Origin of the sequence: Trichocoleus sp. DQ-A1 (assembly GCF_039961955.1) — a bacterium.
GTDB lineage: Bacteria > Cyanobacteriota > Cyanobacteriia > Cyanobacteriales > FACHB-T130 > FACHB-T130.
The window spans coordinates 93,419-109,845 of sequence record NZ_JAMPKE010000020.1 but is presented as its reverse complement, the minus strand read 5'-3'; the positions used below and the strand labels follow the sequence as shown (position 1 = coordinate 109,845).

General features: G+C 49.7%; 13 protein-coding genes and 1 pseudogene. 7 read left to right on the top strand and 7 right to left on the bottom strand.

Features of this window, described 5'->3' with window-relative positions:
• A pseudogene (locus NDI33_RS18615) lies at window positions 1–106 on the top strand (IS1 family transposase); the annotation flags it as partial.
• A gap of 81 nt (window positions 107–187) precedes the next feature.
• Here NDI33_RS18615 and NDI33_RS18610 read toward each other — a convergent pair.
• Both NDI33_RS18610 and NDI33_RS18605 read right to left on the bottom strand, forming a co-directional pair.
• Entirely contained in the window at window positions 188–2,383 is a 2,196-nt protein-coding gene (locus NDI33_RS18610) for a pentapeptide repeat-containing protein (RefSeq protein WP_190676470.1), read from the bottom strand.
• Window positions 2,384–2,559: 176 nt separating this feature from the next.
• Entirely contained in the window at window positions 2,560–2,910 is a 351-nt protein-coding gene (locus NDI33_RS18605) for a hypothetical protein (protein ID WP_190414387.1), read from the bottom strand.
• A 246-nt stretch (window positions 2,911–3,156) separates the two neighbouring features.
• On the opposite strand from NDI33_RS18605, the gene NDI33_RS18600 reads away from it, so the two are divergent.
• The gene (locus tag NDI33_RS18600) at window positions 3,157–3,591 is read left to right on the top strand and encodes a hypothetical protein (RefSeq protein WP_190526312.1); all 435 of its coding nucleotides are present in this window, start codon (window positions 3,157–3,159) and stop codon (window positions 3,589–3,591) included.
• Between the two features lie 58 nt (window positions 3,592–3,649).
• Here the strand turns inward: NDI33_RS18600 and NDI33_RS18595 are convergent, their stop codons facing one another.
• From NDI33_RS18595 to petB, 5 genes are all read right to left on the bottom strand, one after another.
• The gene (locus tag NDI33_RS18595) at window positions 3,650–4,030 is read right to left on the bottom strand and encodes a hypothetical protein (protein ID WP_190414389.1); all 381 of its coding nucleotides are present in this window, start codon (window positions 4,028–4,030) and stop codon (window positions 3,650–3,652) included.
• A gap of 114 nt (window positions 4,031–4,144) precedes the next feature.
• Entirely contained in the window at window positions 4,145–5,305 is a 1,161-nt protein-coding gene (locus NDI33_RS18590; protein WP_190676468.1) for a glycosyltransferase family 4 protein, read from the bottom strand.
• Window positions 5,306–5,310: 5 nt separating this feature from the next.
• Complete coding sequence (locus NDI33_RS18585) at window positions 5,311–6,312, bottom strand: GDP-mannose 4,6-dehydratase (protein WP_190676466.1); 1,002 nt, start codon at window positions 6,310–6,312, stop codon at window positions 5,311–5,313.
• Window positions 6,313–6,501: 189 nt separating this feature from the next.
• Window positions 6,502–6,984: a cytochrome b6-f complex subunit IV gene (gene petD, locus NDI33_RS18580; protein WP_190414392.1), complete on the bottom strand. Its 483-nt coding sequence runs from the start codon at window positions 6,982–6,984 to the stop codon at window positions 6,502–6,504.
• Window positions 6,985–7,194: 210 nt separating this feature from the next.
• Window positions 7,195–7,863 carry a cytochrome b6 gene (gene petB / locus NDI33_RS18575; protein WP_190414393.1) on the bottom strand — a complete coding sequence of 223 codons (669 nt, stop codon included), beginning with the start codon at window positions 7,861–7,863 and terminating at the stop codon, window positions 7,195–7,197.
• A 181-nt stretch (window positions 7,864–8,044) separates the two neighbouring features.
• On the opposite strand from petB, the gene ctpA reads away from it, so the two are divergent.
• The 5 genes from ctpA to trmFO all read left to right on the top strand — a co-directional run bounded on the left by ctpA (window position 8,045) and on the right by trmFO (window position 16,324).
• Window positions 8,045–9,280 (top strand): carboxyl-terminal processing protease CtpA, encoded by a 1,236-nt coding sequence (gene ctpA, locus NDI33_RS18570; protein WP_190414394.1) that lies wholly within the window; start codon window positions 8,045–8,047, stop codon window positions 9,278–9,280.
• A gap of 656 nt (window positions 9,281–9,936) precedes the next feature.
• Window positions 9,937–12,885, top strand: a complete 2,949-nt coding sequence (locus tag NDI33_RS18565; RefSeq protein ID WP_190676464.1) for an ATP-binding protein — start codon at window positions 9,937–9,939, stop codon at window positions 12,883–12,885.
• A gap of 126 nt (window positions 12,886–13,011) precedes the next feature.
• Window positions 13,012–13,257 (top strand): hypothetical protein, encoded by a 246-nt coding sequence (locus NDI33_RS18560; protein ID WP_190430664.1) that lies wholly within the window; start codon window positions 13,012–13,014, stop codon window positions 13,255–13,257.
• Between the two features lie 19 nt (window positions 13,258–13,276).
• Window positions 13,277–14,776 carry a site-2 protease family protein gene (locus NDI33_RS18555; protein WP_190430663.1) on the top strand — a complete coding sequence of 500 codons (1,500 nt, stop codon included), beginning with the start codon at window positions 13,277–13,279 and terminating at the stop codon, window positions 14,774–14,776.
• A 147-nt stretch (window positions 14,777–14,923) separates the two neighbouring features.
• Window positions 14,924–16,324 carry an FADH(2)-oxidizing methylenetetrahydrofolate--tRNA-(uracil(54)-C(5))-methyltransferase TrmFO gene (gene trmFO, locus NDI33_RS18550; protein ID WP_190430662.1) on the top strand — a complete coding sequence of 467 codons (1,401 nt, stop codon included), beginning with the start codon at window positions 14,924–14,926 and terminating at the stop codon, window positions 16,322–16,324.
• Window positions 16,325–16,427: the final 103 nt, after the last annotated feature.

The following is a 16,427-nucleotide window of genomic DNA, read 5'->3' as shown; positions in this document are numbered from 1 at the left end:
TTCTCGATTAGTCCGCAAAACCCTGTCGTTTTCAAAGTCATTAGAGAATCACCTTGGCGCAATTTGGTACTTCATCCATCATTACAATGCATCATTACTTCTTTAGCACTACCCATATGCCCAATCTACCCTAGAGCACTTTCCTGCTCGCTGGATCTTGCGGTTTCTAGGTGCCCTTCTGCCTGATTTACTGACAGCGAGGATGACGCCCTCCTTGGTCGCAAATCAAGCCAATTTGCTTGGCATCTAAATTTTTCACTTGAGAAAAATCGACGCCTTGAACGCGAGCTAAGGATGCTGCATTGGGTGCCTCTTGAATGAATTGATCCGACTGCACGGGTTTTGGGGCGGCAAAGGTTGCCCCCTTCAAATTAGCTCCTGCGAGATTCGCCCCGCGCAGGTCTGCCGCACTCAGATTTGTGTTTTGTAAATTGGCATTTTGCAGCTGAGCCTGAGCAAGATTGGCACCAACCAGCCTGGTGGCGCTGAGATCGGCTTTTTGGAGATTGGCGTTCTGAAAATCTGCTTCCGAAAGGTCTGCTCCTTGCCAGTTGGAGTTCGTCAGCAGCGCAAAGGGAAACTTAGCCCCGACAGCGCTAACTTGTCCGAGACGGGCGCTAGAGAGATTGGACTGGGTAAAGTTGGCATTGGCTAAATCTGCACCCGTCAGGCTGGCATTTTCTAAGACGGCTTGACGCAAATCTGCACCGATTAGCTTGGCACTACTGAGGTTGGCTCCGACGAGTTGAGCCTGGGACAAATTAGCCCGATTCAAGGTGGCACGGATTAGGTTGGTGCGATTCAGGGGGACACGGCTCAAAAGAGCGCCACTGAGGTTCGCTTCTTTAAGATCGGCTCCATTGAAGTCGGTAATCCAATCGTCAAAGGTGCCCAGACGCCCATCCTCACCGGCACCCAAGAAGCGGCTATTCCGTAAACTGGCACCTGTGAGGGAGGCTCCTTTGAAGAGAATCCCAGAAAGGTCAGCTTTGTCTAGAACCAGAGTAAATGGAGCAGGCTCTTGGCGTACCTGTGCGAGGTCGGTGCGACTGAGATCGACCTTGTGGACTTGAGTGGGGTAGATGCTGAGAATTTTAGCGATCGCGCGTTGAGTGCCCACGAGCCGCCTTGCAATCAACTGTCGCTCTACGAATCCACTTCCTTGCAGCAGCGCTTCGTCCTTTTGCAGGGAAAGATTTAAGCGCTGCAAGTAGGGTAAAGCTTCCGGACCCGTACTGACTAAGGTTTGCCCAATTGTCTCCATCAAAGCAGGTACCCTTTCTTGACCCAGCAAATCTACTAAGAAGGGAATCGCCCGCGAGTCGTCCAACCTTGCCAGCGCCAGAATAGCACTCCGTCGTTCTTCTAATTGGTTAGGGGAAGATTGACTTAACCGCTCGACCAGCGCCAAAAACACTTTGTTATTCTGTTGCTTGGACGAGCGCCAATTTGCCTGACTTTGAATGTACATTTGAGTGCCGACGAAGGTTCCCAAGACAGCACTCATGCAAGAAAAGCCGACAATTATCAGCGTCAGACTGGGGTTTTGGCGCATCCAATCCCAAAGATGCAGCGATCGCTTGGAAGAGGGTTTGGAAGATTGAGAAGTCAGGGCAATGCTTGTGATGGTTTCCCTTGCTCGCTTCGCTGGCTGTTCGGTTCCCGGCAATTGGTTTAACTGAGGAGCATTCCGCGACCGATCGGGTACAAAAGCCCTGGCTCCATCGATGACAAAGGTTCCAGCGATTCTATCGTGCAAGGTGCGACGTTCGGGATTGAACAGCGCGATCGCATTTTCCCCCAGCCACATCAAAGCAGACAATCCCAGCAAAATCCCCAAATCCGGAAAAGCACCGCTGTAGCGCCAAATCAGATAAGCCGTCGAAAGCGGCAATCCCCACCTGCCGACTCCCTCTCTCCAAATCGCGCGAATCAATCCTGGCGGGTCACCTGATGCTTGTACTACTTGGACGCCTAGCCAGCCCTTGGGCGAAGTTTGCCCGGTTTTTCCCAATTTATACAGTTGCCAGCCTACGACCAGGACAGGAGCCACCAGCGCCCCGCACCAAAACAAATTGGTGAGTGGAGCAACCCGTTGGTTGCTTGCGCGCCGGGGAATTGCCAACGTTTGAGCGATCGCATCCTCGGTGGTTGCTAGCACTGGGTTGAGAGGAACGGTTTCCGGAGAGACACACGCGCCAGCATTCGTACAAAACTTGGCGGCAAGACCGATGCTATAGGGAACTAAAGCACTCGCAACCACCAGCGAGACTTCCACAATCGTGGCAGCACCCCGTCGGGTACCCAGTGGTAGTCGGTGCATCTGTATCCGCCAAGACGGGCTTTTGCGATTCGAGCTTTTTTTCACGCTTTGGGTAGCCATTCGAGCATTCCACAAATAGCAGTTAGCTGTTCGCTTCTAGCAGATTTTGTCCGGGCAGGCAACCCTTATTTTGCTGGTAAAGGTCCGCATTAGTAATGAACCTGCCCTACGTCCTTAGATGACTATACTCGTCCGGAGTCCATAGTCCTCATTGCTACCCAAAAAATTAAGACTTGCTAATCGGGGGACTTGGGGGCAATAAACAGTTTGTACGCCAAATAGACTAATCCTGCCAAGATGCCGAGACTTATCAGGGATGCAACTAGATACAAAACGCTTCTGATTAGCCCAAAACCAACCAAAGCCGCGACGGCGACAACAGCAACTTTACCAGCACCAGGAAGCCCTTGAAACCAGTTAGCAATTTTGTTGAACAGAGACTGAATTGATTGAGATTCTTTAGGTTGAACCTGGAGAGGTTTCCCCGGTTCGGTTTCTATCATTGGCGCGGGAGGGTTGCTCTGATTGATTTGAGCATCTAGTTCTTGGAGTTTACGCTCCCAGTCTTGATTTTCTTGAGGATTCATCTTTTGTTTTTATAGTGAGTGACGAAAATGACGGTTACAAATGAAAAACTGACAGTCAAGCATGTATTGTCTTGGTGATTTAAACAAAAGTTTGTTTTAGCAACACCATGACTTAAAAAAGAAGAAATTTTAGCGCCCTCTCAGATACGTGACACTTTAAGAAAAGGAACACACTCGAAACACCTTTATTTACTTCTGTAGGACACTTATAGTAAGACTTCCTTAAAAAGGCAAGGGGATGACGAAATGAAGATGCTTCGCAAATGGATAGTTATTCCCACAACCTTGGCGTTAATCTTAACAGGCGCTGGGGCGGCTCGTAGTGATGCCCCAGTGTTAGAACTGTCGTCGAAGTTGTCGAACGATCCGGTCGTCCTCAACGGGGCTTCTGGCGGTCAAACAAGTAGTAATTGCGGTTATATCTCCCAAACCCCGAATCAAGTTGTTCGGGTAACGGCAGATCGGATCGATTACTTGCGGTTGAGTATCCAAAGCAGTGGCGAGCCTACGCTTCTGGTTGATGGCCCAGGAGGACGATTCTGCGTGTTGGCAGATAGTGTTTCTGGAGATAAGCCGGAGATTTCAGGAGTTTGGCTTCGGGGGGATTATAACGTTTATGTCGGCGATCGCGCGGGTGGCACCCATCCTTATACTCTATCGATTACTGGACAGACTAAATAATCAGTCATTCGTCAGTCGTAATCAATCAAAAACGAGTGACGAATAACTTGATTTTGTTCTAGTCTTCCAAAGAGCGGGCAGATACCTCAACGGCTTCAACGTCAATCGTTCCGGGAGGCGTCAAACGGTTAAAGTGTCCCTGTTCGATTTTGAGCGACTCGCCACAATTGGGGCACTGGCACTCGGTTCGATTCAAAGCTGTAAATTCATAGCTACAGACGGGACACTGGTCGGCAATGAGGTTGCGTTGCAACCACCAGCGAAAGCCCAGGAAGGCAAGGACTGGTGCGACGAGGATTAAACCTATCAGAATTAGAAAAGATTTTACCAACCAGCCAAGCCCAATCGACCCCAGCAACCAAATGATGAGCAGCAAGGTAAGCCAAGAGCCGACCCCAGAAAGCTTGAATTGAAAGGAATTGGGGCTGTTCTGGTTCACGGCAGTCTCCAACAAAAGCAAGGTAGTATGGACTACTTCCATCCTAAATCAGAATCGATTCTCTCTGAGAACAGAGGCCGTTCAGTATTGATTTTCAAACGTGCCTAATCGCATTTAAACAAGCAATTGTTTTAACTGCTGGGCAAGGGCATCTTTGCCAAACAAGGTGAGGCTTTGTTCTCGCAACCACTGAGAGTTGCAGCGCTGGTCGTCCCCTTTGAGGATTTCAATACAGGCATTTGCCACGGCTTCTGGATTGCGATGGGGGACGCGCCAGCCTAAACGTCCATCCTGAAGGGGATCGGCGGAGCCATCATCGTTACCGGATAGGACGGGGATGCCACAAGCCATCGCCTCTAAATAGACAATGCCGAAGCCTTCTTGGGAAGGCATGATGTAAGCATCAGCGACGCGGTAATGGTCTACCAGGTCTTCGGTGGGAACGAACCCGGCAAAGACAACCCGGTCGGCAACTCCTAAATCTTTGGCAAGCTGTGCCAGTCGGGGTTGATCGTCGCCACGACCGATCACCAAATATTTGACTTCTGGAAATACTTGGGCGATCGCAGGGATGGCTCGAATGGTAACATCTACGCCTTTGTAGATATCGCCCGACCACAGCCGCGCTACAGTCATCAAAACTTCGGCACCGCCAAGATTATACCGTTCGATCAATGCGGGTGGCTTCGGGCCTGGAGTAAAGTAATTCCCATCCACCGCACAGGGTAGCATTTGCACTTTCTTGGGGTCTAGGTCATTCACCGCGCAGGCGCGATCGCGGCTATAGCGACTAATTGTCCAAATTCCCTCCGCCTGCTTGAGTGCCCTTCGTTCTTGATTGGCTAAGGGTTCCCAAAATTCTTTTCCGTAAGTCAGCACCGTATAGGGAATCCCCAGCGGCTGACACAGCAGCCTCACCAGCGGTGACAGATTAATATGACCGCAAAAAACATGATGGGGACGGCGTTGTAACAGACAAGCTAGCAGTGAAGTTGCTAGCCTTAAGCGTCCCTTTTGGGGATTTTGGCTTTTGAGATAATGAAATTTGAGGTTTTTTCCCTCAAAGGGATTTGGGCATCCAACGCTATCCCGTAGCAAAAATACCTCGCCTTTGGCTTGATTTCCCAATGAGGTATAAGACTGCAAAATATCCTTAACGTAGGATTGAATGCCCCCTTCGCACCCAAAAACTTCCAGAAAAATAAATATATGGTTAGCGACTGGTTTAACAGTCGGCTCTAAATAATCTATCTTTTCTCCCACTTCAATACCCATGAATTTTAGGAGTTTTGTTCCATCTGGGCGATGGACGGCACCTCAGCACTTTGTAAACGTTCCAAGTCCTTCAACACCATTTTTTCCAAAAGACCCTCGAAGCTAACTTGCGGTTCCCAGTTGAGTTGGCGCTTGGCTTTCTCTGGATTTGCCACCAGATAGAAATGTTCATCCGATCGCAGAAACTTGGGATCGACAACGACATAACGAGTCCAATCTAGCCCCACACACTCAAAAGCAGTCGCCACCAATTCCCGAACGCTGTGTAACTGACCCGTCCCAATCACGTAGTCTTCCGGTTCATCTGCCTGCAACATCCGCCACATTGCTTCCACATGATCGCCAGCATAACCCCAGTCGCGTTTGGCGTCCAGGTTGCCCATTTCCAGGCGATCGCTTAATCCCAATTTAATCGATGCTGCCGCTAAAGACACCTTCCGCGTGACAAAATTTGGAGGTCGTCTCGATGACTCGTGGTTGTATAAAATACCGCTACAGGCAAACCAACCGTAGCGCTGTCGGTGATGTACCATCGTCCAATGGGCGTGCAACTTTGCCGCTGCGTAAGGGTTCATCGGACGAAAAGGCGTATTCTCATCTTGAGGCGACCGATCCACCTGCCCAAACATCTCGGAACTGCTGGCTTGATAAAATCGCGTGTTCAATCCAGCCAGACGCACTGCATCTAACAGCCTGGTCGCCGTACCCGTTACCAAGTCCAGCGTTCCCAGCGGGTCTTGCCACGAATCTGGGACGAAACTGGGAGCTGCTAAATTATAAATTTCTTGAGGCTGTAGTTGTTCCACCACTTCCAACAGAGTCGCGCTATCCCTCATGTCAACCGCACAAACCTCAATTTGGCTGGCGAGGGAACCCAGTTTAGCCAGACTGGATTGGCGGTGCAGCGGTACCAACCCAGCCACCCGATAACCCCGTTTCAAGAGTAAACGGCTGAGATAGTAGCCGTCTTGCCCAGTGATTCCTGTAATTAGCGCTGTCTTTGCCATGAGTCGAGTTTAACCACTTAATGTTGCGTTGGGGCTGGAGTTGGGTTCAGGCAGCTACATCCTATGTTCTTTTATACTTTGCTTTTTCGGAAGCGACCAGATAATACTTAACGCCTGTAGATGCTTCAAAAGCAGCACAAAAGCACTGCTTTTGAAACCCACAGGCGTCAAAGGTAACAAATAATTGTCTTAAAACAGACCCAATGTCAGAGATTTGTCAATGGGGAAGGTGGCACCAATACCCAACCAGAGGGTAAAGAAGGTTCCAAACAGGAAAACCGCCGTGGCGACTGGCCGACGGAAGGGATTTTGGAATTTGTTGACGTTCTCAATGAAGGGAACGAGAATCAAGCCCAAAGGAATCCCTGCCATGCAGGCGATACCCAGCAGTTTATTGGGTAAAATCCGCAGAATTTGGAAAACAGGCCAGAAGTACCATTCTGGGAGAATTTCCAGAGGAGTGGCAAAGGGGTTTGCCGGTTCGCCAATCATCGCTGGGTCAAGCACAGCCAGACCCGTACACAGTGCAATCGTCCCCATAATTACTACAGGGAAAATGTAGAGTAGGTCGTTGGGCCAAGCGGGTTCGCCATAGTAGTTATGACCCATGCCTTTGGCAAGTTTTTCACGTAACTGCGGATCGGTTAGATCCGGCTTTTTTTGGGTTCCCATTGTTCTATGTGTTCTCCTATGCGTTTTGAAAGCTTTGAGCTAAGCAAGAGGCAAAGTGGTCAGGGGGTAATAGGAGGATAGATGATGCAGGGAAGAAAAATGACTTTCCCACTTTCTCTCCTCTCCCCATTGGGCGCTGGACATGGGCTAGATATCTCCTGCCCTGCTGTAGGGACGGAGATATCCCGTCTCTACAGCACTCAGTACTCTTTACAATGGGCCAGAGATGCCTTGCTTGCGAATCATCAAGAAGTGCAGCAACATGAAGACGGCAATCAGCCAAGGCAGCACAAAGGTATGCAGGCTGTAGAAGCGTGTTAGAGTGGCTTGTCCAACACTGGTACTCCCGCGCATCAGCTCGACGATTTGATCGCCGACCAAGGGAATCGCAGCAGGGACGCCAGAGACAATCTTAACGGCCCAGTAACCAACCTGATCCCAAGGAAGTGAATAGCCGGTGACGCCGAAAGAAACGGTGATCACAGCCAGAGTCACACCCGTCACCCAGGTCAACTCGCGGGGCTTTTTGAAACCGCCTGTGAGGTAAACCCGAAAGGTGTGCAAAATCATCATCAGCACCATCATGCTGGCAGACCAGCGGTGGATGGAGCGAATCAGCCAACCGAAGTTGACGTCCGTCATCAGGTACTGGATAGAGGAAAAAGCCTCGGTGACGGTCGGCTTGTAGTAAAACGTCATAGCGAATCCAGTGGCAAACTGGATCAAAAAGCAAGTCAGTGTAATTCCACCCAGGCAGTAGAAGATATTTACGTGGGGAGGCACATACTTGCTGCTGACGTCATCGGCAAGCGCCTGAATCTCCAGACGCTCCTCAAACCAGTTGTAGGCTTTTGAATCAGTTACCTGCTTAGAAAACATGAACCCAGAGTTCCTAAAAATTTATTGCTGTTTTTGACACGAGCCAACCCCATGAGACAGTTTTCCGCTCTTTTCGGGGGCATGAAGCTGCAATGGGGATCGGTAGACACCGCGATAGAGAGAAGTCTAGGCGTAGCCTCTACAAAAAATGTAACATAGCCCGAAAGGGGGATTCTGTGTCATGCACAAACGAGTGTTAAGGGTTGTATTCGTACTAATCATACAAACTATCTTTACGTTAAGTTGGTGGACTTCGCCAGCGATCGCTTTAACGGAGGAACAGCAGCTTTTATCGGAAGCATGGCGAATTGTCAACTATGCTTACGTGGATGACAGTTTCAATCAACAAAACTGGTGGATGGCTCGTCAGAAGGCGATCAAGCAGCCTCTGTCTAATCGTGAGGCGACTTACACGGCAATTCAAAATATGCTCAAAACTCTGGAAGATCCGTTCACGCGGTTTTTAAAACCCGACCAGTACCGAAGTTTACAGGTGAATACTTCCGGAGAGCTTCAAGGGGTGGGACTGCAAATTGCCCTTGATGCCGAGACGGGCGAGTTGCAAGTGGTGGCACCGATTGACGGTTCGCCTGCTGCGAAGGCGGGAATCCGATCGCGCGATCGCATCCTGGAAATTGATGGCATCCAGAGTGCCCAACTGACCCTCGATGAAGCCGCCGCGAGGATGCGGGGCGCTGCGGGCACAGAGGTAAGGCTCCTGATGCAACGGGAGACAAAAACGCCTGAAGAAATTACGCTAGTGCGATCGCGAATTGCCCTCAACCCCGTTTATGCAGTCTTAGATTCCAGCAGTTCTCGCCTCCCGGTGGGTTACATTCGCCTGAGTCAGTTTAGTGCCAATGCCCCAACTGAGCTGGCGAATGCCGTCACCAAGTTGGAGAAACAAGGTGCACAAGCTTATCTGCTCGATTTGAGAAATAATCCAGGAGGGCTTTTGCAGGCAGGCATTGAGATTGCTCGGATGTGGTTGGATGAAGGCACGATTGTCTATACGGTCAACCGACAAGGCATTCTGGGCAGTTTTGAGGCGTCTGCACCAGCTCTTACCCACGCTCCTCTCGTTGTTTTAGTGAATCAGGGAAGCGCCAGTGCGAGCGAGATTCTGGCTGGGGCACTTCAAGACAATGGTCGCGCTCAATTGGTAGGCGCTCGAACTTTTGGCAAAGGCTTAATTCAATCTTTGTTTGACCTCTCAGATGGGTCAGGATTGGCGGTGACGGTTGCCAAGTACGAAACGCCAAACCATCACGATATTAACAAGCTAGGCATTACGCCAGATCGGGAAGTGCCTCTGGAGCCAATTACGCTTGACCAGGTGGGTACGGAAGCAGACCAGCAATACAAAACGGCGTTGGAGGTGTTAACCGCTAATGCGGTCGTTGCGGATGCGGCTTGATTCAGGAGTTAGGACTGAGGACTGAGGGCTGAGGAGTTAGGACTGAGGAGTTAGGGCTGAGGAGTTAGGGCTGAGGGCTGAGGAGTTAGGAGTTAGGACTGAGGAGTTAGGAGTTAGGACTGAGGAACTGAAGAGGCACAGGTGCTTCAGGGGCAGATGGATTGAGAGAATTCTTGCTTAGTGCTTAGTCCGTGCTTGGCACCGAACACAACGACTATAAACATTAACGGATATCGCCTAACGGCTGATAATAACAGCCTTCAGTTTTTTTATTTCTGTTGTGAGTAATACCAAAATCGCAAAAAAAGAAAATCTAGATAAAACTTAATAGTGCATTTACCGAAGCGAGTGCAGTAAGTTTGATTCCACAATGAAAGAGCAGTGTAAATTGGGAATCAAGCAATGCTCGGCTTGAGTGGAAATAGATTCTAGAAAAATCTGAGGCTGAGTGGGTTTTAACTGCGATCGCACGGGCCCATGCGATTGCTTAATTTTTAAGGCACGCCTACCACTGGTGAGAGTTTTTACCCCTAAATATAGCGATCGCGCTCATGGTTTTCCTGGCAAACGATCTTAGATACTCTATCAGTCGGTCAACAGTTTTATCTGTTGCCCACTCATTGCTGAAGTTTTTAGCTTCACAACCAGATTCCAGAGTGGTACTCATCGCCGGGGGTAAGTCTGACTTTACTCCGAGCGACCTGTGCCCGGAGAGACAATCAAAAGGAGCGCGGTGCGGGTATGCATCCCCAGAAGCAGGTGCTTTGGGCTTGCCGGAGCTGCTGACCCCGCCCAACTGTTTTTTGAATCTGGCAATGGGGAAGCCATCAGCAACCCATTGCGAGAATAAATGTGAGAATCAACACAGATGGTTGCCTTGTTCGTTGAAGCTGCGGAAGTTAACTCGAACCCTTAGCTCAACTCCAGAGACTCAAAGCAAGGTGCCCTCGTTGGTAATTTTGGGACTGGGCGATCGCTTCAATGTGATGTTGCACAGCTACAAAACCACTGAGAATTCTGAACTAAACGCCAATCCTTACGAGCTGTGTTTTGGCTTCGATCCGGCGATTGTGGGCAGTATTTGCGCCGAAATTTCTCGCGGGTTGCACTTAACCCCAGAAATCTCCCCTCTTTTCGAGCGAGCCATTGCCGATTGGTTCCCTCAACCCAATCTCCCAGCTTTGCAGAGCGAATTCACATCAACGCTGGTGAGTGCTATCTTAACCAGTCAAATTAGCACTCAGACTCCAGAAAAAGCAGATACAAATGCTTGTAGCAGTGCTGGGGCGAGTTTAATCGGCAATCCTACAACCGACATTCAGATTAAAACCGCCTTGTTGAGGGAGCCGGGAATCCAGGCGCACCTTGTCCAACCCCCCATTCCCCAGGCTGTAGTGCCGAGTTGGCAACAGCCAGAAAAGTTACTCCAAGAACTGCTACGAATTAGCTGGTCAAGCCAGGGAGCGCAGGTAATTTTGCAGCGTTCGGCGGTGTTGATTCAAGAGACTTTTGGGGTTAGTCGGTGTTTAATTGCGTTCTATAGCGCCAAAGATGAGCGTACCTTGTGGAGTGCGATCGCCCACGATTCATCTATCCCCCTTTCGGCTCGGCAAACTCACGATCCTGAATGGGCAAACATCGAACAGTGCCTTCTCAAACATCATCAGGGCAATCCTTGGGCAACTGAGCGAAACATTGGCTCAACGGCTGCCGAATCTATCTTTTTGACCTGGTTGCATACACACCCGCAGAAAATCGAGCCGCGAGAGATGGCATCTCTACACGGTGCGTCTGGACTGGTTGGTTTGCTACTGCTTGAGCAATGGGATGAGAAGCGGGAGTGGCAACCGGGAGAGCGGCAATTACTGCATCTGGCGCTGCAATTGGTAGAGCGAGGACACAACCTGGCGACGCTTTACCAGCAAGCGGAGGAACGAATTACTCATGCGGCGCTATTAAATCGGCTGGTTGCCCAAATCCGGGCTTCTTTAGAACTGTCCCATATCTTTGAAACGGTGACGCTGGAACTGGGTCATCTTTTGGTGGCAGATCGATGTTTGATTTTTCAGTATTTAGAGGAACAGCAGTGTTGGAAGCCGCTGACTGAATATCGCGCTCATGCTGATATCCTCACAGCCATGAACTTGATCGTTCCCGATCAAAAAAACTGTTGTTCCAGAACGCTGCGAAATCTACAGGTTGTCCAGGTGAGCGATACGCGCTTAGTGGATGACCCGATGAATCGCTCTTTGGCGGCAAAATATCCGGGCGCTTGGTTAATGGTGCCAATTCACCGACAGCAAAAGATTTGGGGCTGCTTAACCTTCGCTCAGGATCAATTTCCCCGTTACTGGCACGAGTCGGAGTTAAGATTTATCACGACCGTTGCCGACCAACTAGCGATCGCTATCTACCAAGCAACCCTTTACCAACAAATTCAGGCGCAAAACCAAACCCTAGAAGCCTTGGTACGAGAACGCACCGCTGAGCTGGAAAGTTTCTTTGATGCTCACCCAGACTACATTTTTGTGGTCGAGCGCGAGAATCTGCGTCTGCGCTTTTGCAATCATGCTTTTGCTCAAAGGATGGGGTTTGACAACCGATATGCCGTTCAGGATCGGTCGATTCTAGAATGCTTCCCGCCTCTGATTGCTAAGTCGTTTGCCAAACAAAATTTGCGGGTTTTTGAATCGGGAGAAACGCTACACGAACAGGAAACCCTAGTTTTCCCAGATGGGATTCACCACTTCGACACTTCCAGAGTGCCGTTGAAGCACTCTAATGGTGAGGTTTATGCTTGCTTGGGGACTTTCCGTGAAATTACGGAGCTAGTGGAGACGAAGCAGGCGCTATCTCTGAGAACCGAGCAGTTGCAAGATGCCTTGACTGCTGCGAATGCAGCTTCTCAGGCGAAAACTGAGTTTCTAGCAACCATGAGTCATGAATTGCGGACACCGCTCACATCTGTGATTGGGATGTCCTCCGCTTTAATGCAACCGTATTTTGGCGAACTGAGCGGAAAACAGAAAGAATATCTCAAGATTATTCACAATAGCGGACAGCACCTGTTGCAGCTGATTAACGATATTCTCGATTTATCTAAGATTGAATCCGGTAAGGCGTCTTTAACCCTCAGTCAGTTTTCTCTGCGTCAGGTAGGGATTGAAAGTTTGGAACTGCTGCAAGAAAAGGCTCAAGTCCAACAGGTGAAGCTAACAGGGGATTTCGCTGAGTTGCCTCCCGCCGATGAATTTTGGGGGGATGAACGGCGCGTGCGGCAAATCTTGCTGAATCTACTCTCGAATGCGGTAAAGTTCACACCACCAGGGGGTGAGGTATGGCTGCGGATGCAGTGTGAAAGTAACCAGGCGATGATTGAGGTGGCAGACACGGGAATTGGGATTCCGATGGAGAAACAGCATCTTTTGTTTGAGGCGTTTCAACAAATTGATAGCTCTCTGCATCGGCAGCACGAAGGGACTGGGTTGGGATTGGCTTTAACTCGCCAGTTGGTGGAGATGCATGGCGGCACGATTAGCTTCCATTCAGAGGTAGATGCGGGAACGGTATTCGTGGTTTATCTTCTAGCCCAAAATCCAAAGTGAAGGGGTGAGAGAGAATCGGTCGCAAAGAATCAATAAAATCTAGCGACATCTAGCGACTCCCGACTTTCTTTTCGGCAAACCTTCAAAACAATCGGTCGGGATATCCCCTGGGTTTTCTACAATGGAATGGGGTGTTCCATCCGATGTGTCCCGATTGGGTGGAGATGCACAAATGGTGTTAAGGATGGTGTCAAGGATAGCCCGTTAAAGTTTTACGTGCTGGATGCGGCTGTTCCTTCGAGGGGTTATAAGTCGGGATGGTGGCGCTGTATTCTGGAGAATCTGCTTGCACTTTGCTCTTTTAAGCAATTGGCTGGCACGTTAATTGCCAATCTGGAATGGCTAATTGCTAGCCAGTTAATTCTCCTGTAGACCAATTCAGATTTAGATCATGGAACTCTGGTTGCTCCTACTGTTACTAGGACTGTTTACTTACTTCATCGTGAAGCGCAGTGTTGCCAGCATCACCCGAACCCCAATCTGGCTTTTGTGGATGGTGATGATGACACCGGCATTCATTTGGAGTGCCTGGATTTTGGTCTACGGTGAAGATAAGCGAATGCCGCCAGCTTTGGAGATTGCCCCGTTTATCATTTGCCCGATATTGTACTGGCTGCTGATTCAGTGGGGGCGTCGAGATTTTACCCCGCCGCCAAAACCGCAAGAAATGGTGGCGGAACAAGCTCAGAATCCATCTGAGGTACAGCCTGTTTCTGCTAGCGACGCAGGAAGTACTGTCCGTCCGATTGATAAAACGGAAGAAACGAATCTTCGCAATTGCTTTCCCTGGTCTATCTATTACCTCCAGAACATCGATTACCGACCCCAAGCGGTAATTTGTCGCGGCAAGTTGCGAACGAATCCGGAGGTGGCGTACCAGACAATTCGGGAGAATATTGAGAAATTATTTGGCGATCGCTTCTTTGTTGTCTTTCAAGAAGGTTTGAATGGGAGTCCGTTCTTCGCACTGGTTCCCAATCCCCAAGCTCACTCGCAGGCACAGCAGCAAACCGAACCTTTAAAACGACCGGCTTTAGCCTTAGGGCTGCTGCTTGTAACTTTGTTTACCACTACTTTAGTTGGGGTGGAAATTTCAGAAGTTTCTAACGCCGCACTGCAATCTAACCCAGCTTTGCTGTTAAAAGGACTGCCCTATGCTTTGGCATTGGTGGCTATCTTAGGCATCCACGAACTCGGTCATTACCTGAGTGCCCAATATTACAAAATTCGCACCACGCTGCCTTACTTTATCCCCGTTCCTTTTTTCTTGGGCACATTTGGAGCGTTCATTGGGCGGCGATCGCCCGTACCCAGTCGCAAAGCGTTATTCGATTTGGGCATTGCTAGTTCCGTCGCTGGTTTTTTGGTGACGTTACCGCTATTGTTTTGGGGATTAGCCCACTCGGATGTGGTTGCTGTGTCGGAGCAGTCGAGTATCTTAAACTTCACTTCTTTGAATCCCCGGTTTTCCCTGTTATTAACTTTGCTAAGTAAATGGGCTCTGGGATCTGAACTGACAGCAAACATGGCAATCAAGCTTCACCCAGTGGGAGTGGCGGCTTATATCGGTTTTATCTGGACAGCGTTTAAGTTGATGCCGGTAGGACATCTGGATGGCGGTCACATTGTCCATGCCATGTTTGGACAACGAAATGGGGCGATGATTGGTCAAATTAGCAGACTGTTGATGCTGGGATTGTCTTTAGTTCAGCCAGATTTGTTTATTTGGGCAATATTCTTATTCTTGATGCCAGTTTCTGATGAACCGGCGCTGAATGATGTGAGCGAACTTGACAACAAGCGCGATCTCTGGGGATTGTTAGTTTTGGCGCTTTTAGTGAGCATTCTATTGCCAGTGCCAGGAAATCTCGCGCAGTTGTTGAAGGTTTGATTCAAATAATTGAGTAAACGGTAATTGGTAATTGGTAAAAATTTTTAAGGGAGACGCGATGAATCGTGTCTGAGTTATGAGTTGTGAATTCAAGAATTTTCTTGTAACTCATCACTCTCATTAGCCATTAGCAAAGGAATAAGAACAATGGAAAAACAGCCGATTCAGGTGATAGGTGGTGGTTTAGCGGGGACGGAAGCGGCGTGGCAAATTGCGAATGCGGGTGTGCCAGTGGTGCTGCACGAAATGCGACCGTTACGGTTTAGCCCCGCCCATCACTCCGAACACCTGGCAGAATTGGTGTGCAGTAATTCCTTTGGGGCAATGTCGAGCGATCGCGCAGCCGGTCTTTTGCATGAAGAATTACGTCGTCTTGGCTCAATGATTATTAGTAAAGCCGACGAACACGCGGTTCCCGCTGGGGGTGCCTTGGCGGTGGATAGGGGCGTATTTAGCCGCGAATTGACAGAAATCCTCGCGAATCATCCCCTGATTGAGTTACGACGCGGTGAATTGCGCCAAATCCCCACAGAAGGCATTGTCGTCCTCACCAGTGGCCCGCTAACCAGTCCCGATCTGGCTGAAGATTTGCAGCAGTTCACGGGCATGGAATACATGAGCTTTTTCGATGCCGCCAGCCCGATTGTGGTGGGAGAATCGATTAACCGGGATGTGGCTTTCTTGGCTTCTCGTTACGACAAGGGAGACGCGGCTTATCTCAATTGCCCGATGAATCGGGAGCAATATCTCCACTTTAGGCAGGAACTTTGTAAGGCTGAACAAACGGAACTGAAAGACTTTGAGCGGGAAACGGCTAAGTTTTTTGAAGCTTGTCTGCCGATTGAAGAACTGGCGCAGCGGGGGGAAGATACGATGCGTTATGGCCCGTTGAAGCCGGTGGGACTGTTTGATGCCCGTAAAGGCGATTTCCGCGCTCCAGAAAATCAGTCGCAACGTCCTTATGCGGTGGTGCAGTTGCGTCAAGAAGATAAGGTGGGGCAGTTGTGGAATCTGGTAGGATTTCAGACGAATTTGCGCTGGGGCGAACAAAAGAGAGTGTTTCAGCTGATTCCAGGGTTGGAAAATGCTGAGTTTGTGCGGCTGGGCGTGATGCACCGCAACACGTTTATTAATGCGCCCCAACTGTTAAAACCTTCTTTGCAATTCCACAAACGCGCCACGTTGCTTGCGGCGGGACAGTTGGTGGGGACTGAGGGCTATACGGCAGCGGCGGCGGGTGGCTGGCTGGCAGGGACGAATGCGGCGCGGCTGGCTTTAGGCAAAGATCCGCTAACGCTACCAGGAACGACGATGATGGGGGCGTTGTTTGAATTTATTAGTTCGGCGTCATCAAAGCATTTTCAACCAATGCCGCCTAATTTCGGAATTTTGCCGGAACTGCCGACTCGGATTCGCAATAAGCAGGAGCGATATGGAGTTTATCGCGATCGCTCTTTTGCCGATTTAGCGAGTTGGAAAGCTGCGGCTAAATTGCTCGTTCCCAAGCTGAGCTTGGAACGAGAAGCAACAAGCGCTTCCATTGAATAAGGAACGGGGATTTAATTAACCTCCCATTTTGCATAGGGAGATGGCGCTGCCATCCCCTACAGAATGGGAATGAGTGTAAGTGATTTGATCCACCTTCCTCAGT

Excerpts from the sequence above, each read along its gene's own strand:
- NDI33_RS18610 (WP_190676470.1), bottom strand. The coding sequence starts at position 2,383 with ATGGCTACCCAAAGCGTGAAAAAAAGCTCGAATCGCAAAAGCCCGTCT.
- petD (WP_190414392.1), bottom strand. The coding sequence starts at position 6,984 with ATGGGAACCCAAAAAAAGCCGGATCTAACCGATCCGCAGTTACGTGAA.
- NDI33_RS18590 (WP_190676468.1), bottom strand. The coding sequence starts at position 5,305 with ATGGGTATTGAAGTGGGAGAAAAGATAGATTATTTAGAGCCGACTGTT.
- NDI33_RS18560 (WP_190430664.1), top strand. The coding sequence starts at position 13,012 with ATGGGGTGTTCCATCCGATGTGTCCCGATTGGGTGGAGATGCACAAAT.
- trmFO (WP_190430662.1), top strand. The coding sequence starts at position 14,924 with ATGGAAAAACAGCCGATTCAGGTGATAGGTGGTGGTTTAGCGGGGACG.
- NDI33_RS18555 (WP_190430663.1), top strand. The coding sequence starts at position 13,277 with ATGGAACTCTGGTTGCTCCTACTGTTACTAGGACTGTTTACTTACTTC.
- NDI33_RS18600 (WP_190526312.1), top strand. The coding sequence starts at position 3,157 with ATGAAGATGCTTCGCAAATGGATAGTTATTCCCACAACCTTGGCGTTA.
- ctpA (WP_190414394.1), top strand. The coding sequence starts at position 8,045 with ATGCACAAACGAGTGTTAAGGGTTGTATTCGTACTAATCATACAAACT.
- petB (WP_190414393.1), bottom strand. The coding sequence starts at position 7,863 with ATGTTTTCTAAGCAGGTAACTGATTCAAAAGCCTACAACTGGTTTGAG.
- NDI33_RS18605 (WP_190414387.1), bottom strand. The coding sequence starts at position 2,910 with ATGAATCCTCAAGAAAATCAAGACTGGGAGCGTAAACTCCAAGAACTA.
- NDI33_RS18585 (WP_190676466.1), bottom strand. The coding sequence starts at position 6,312 with ATGGCAAAGACAGCGCTAATTACAGGAATCACTGGGCAAGACGGCTAC.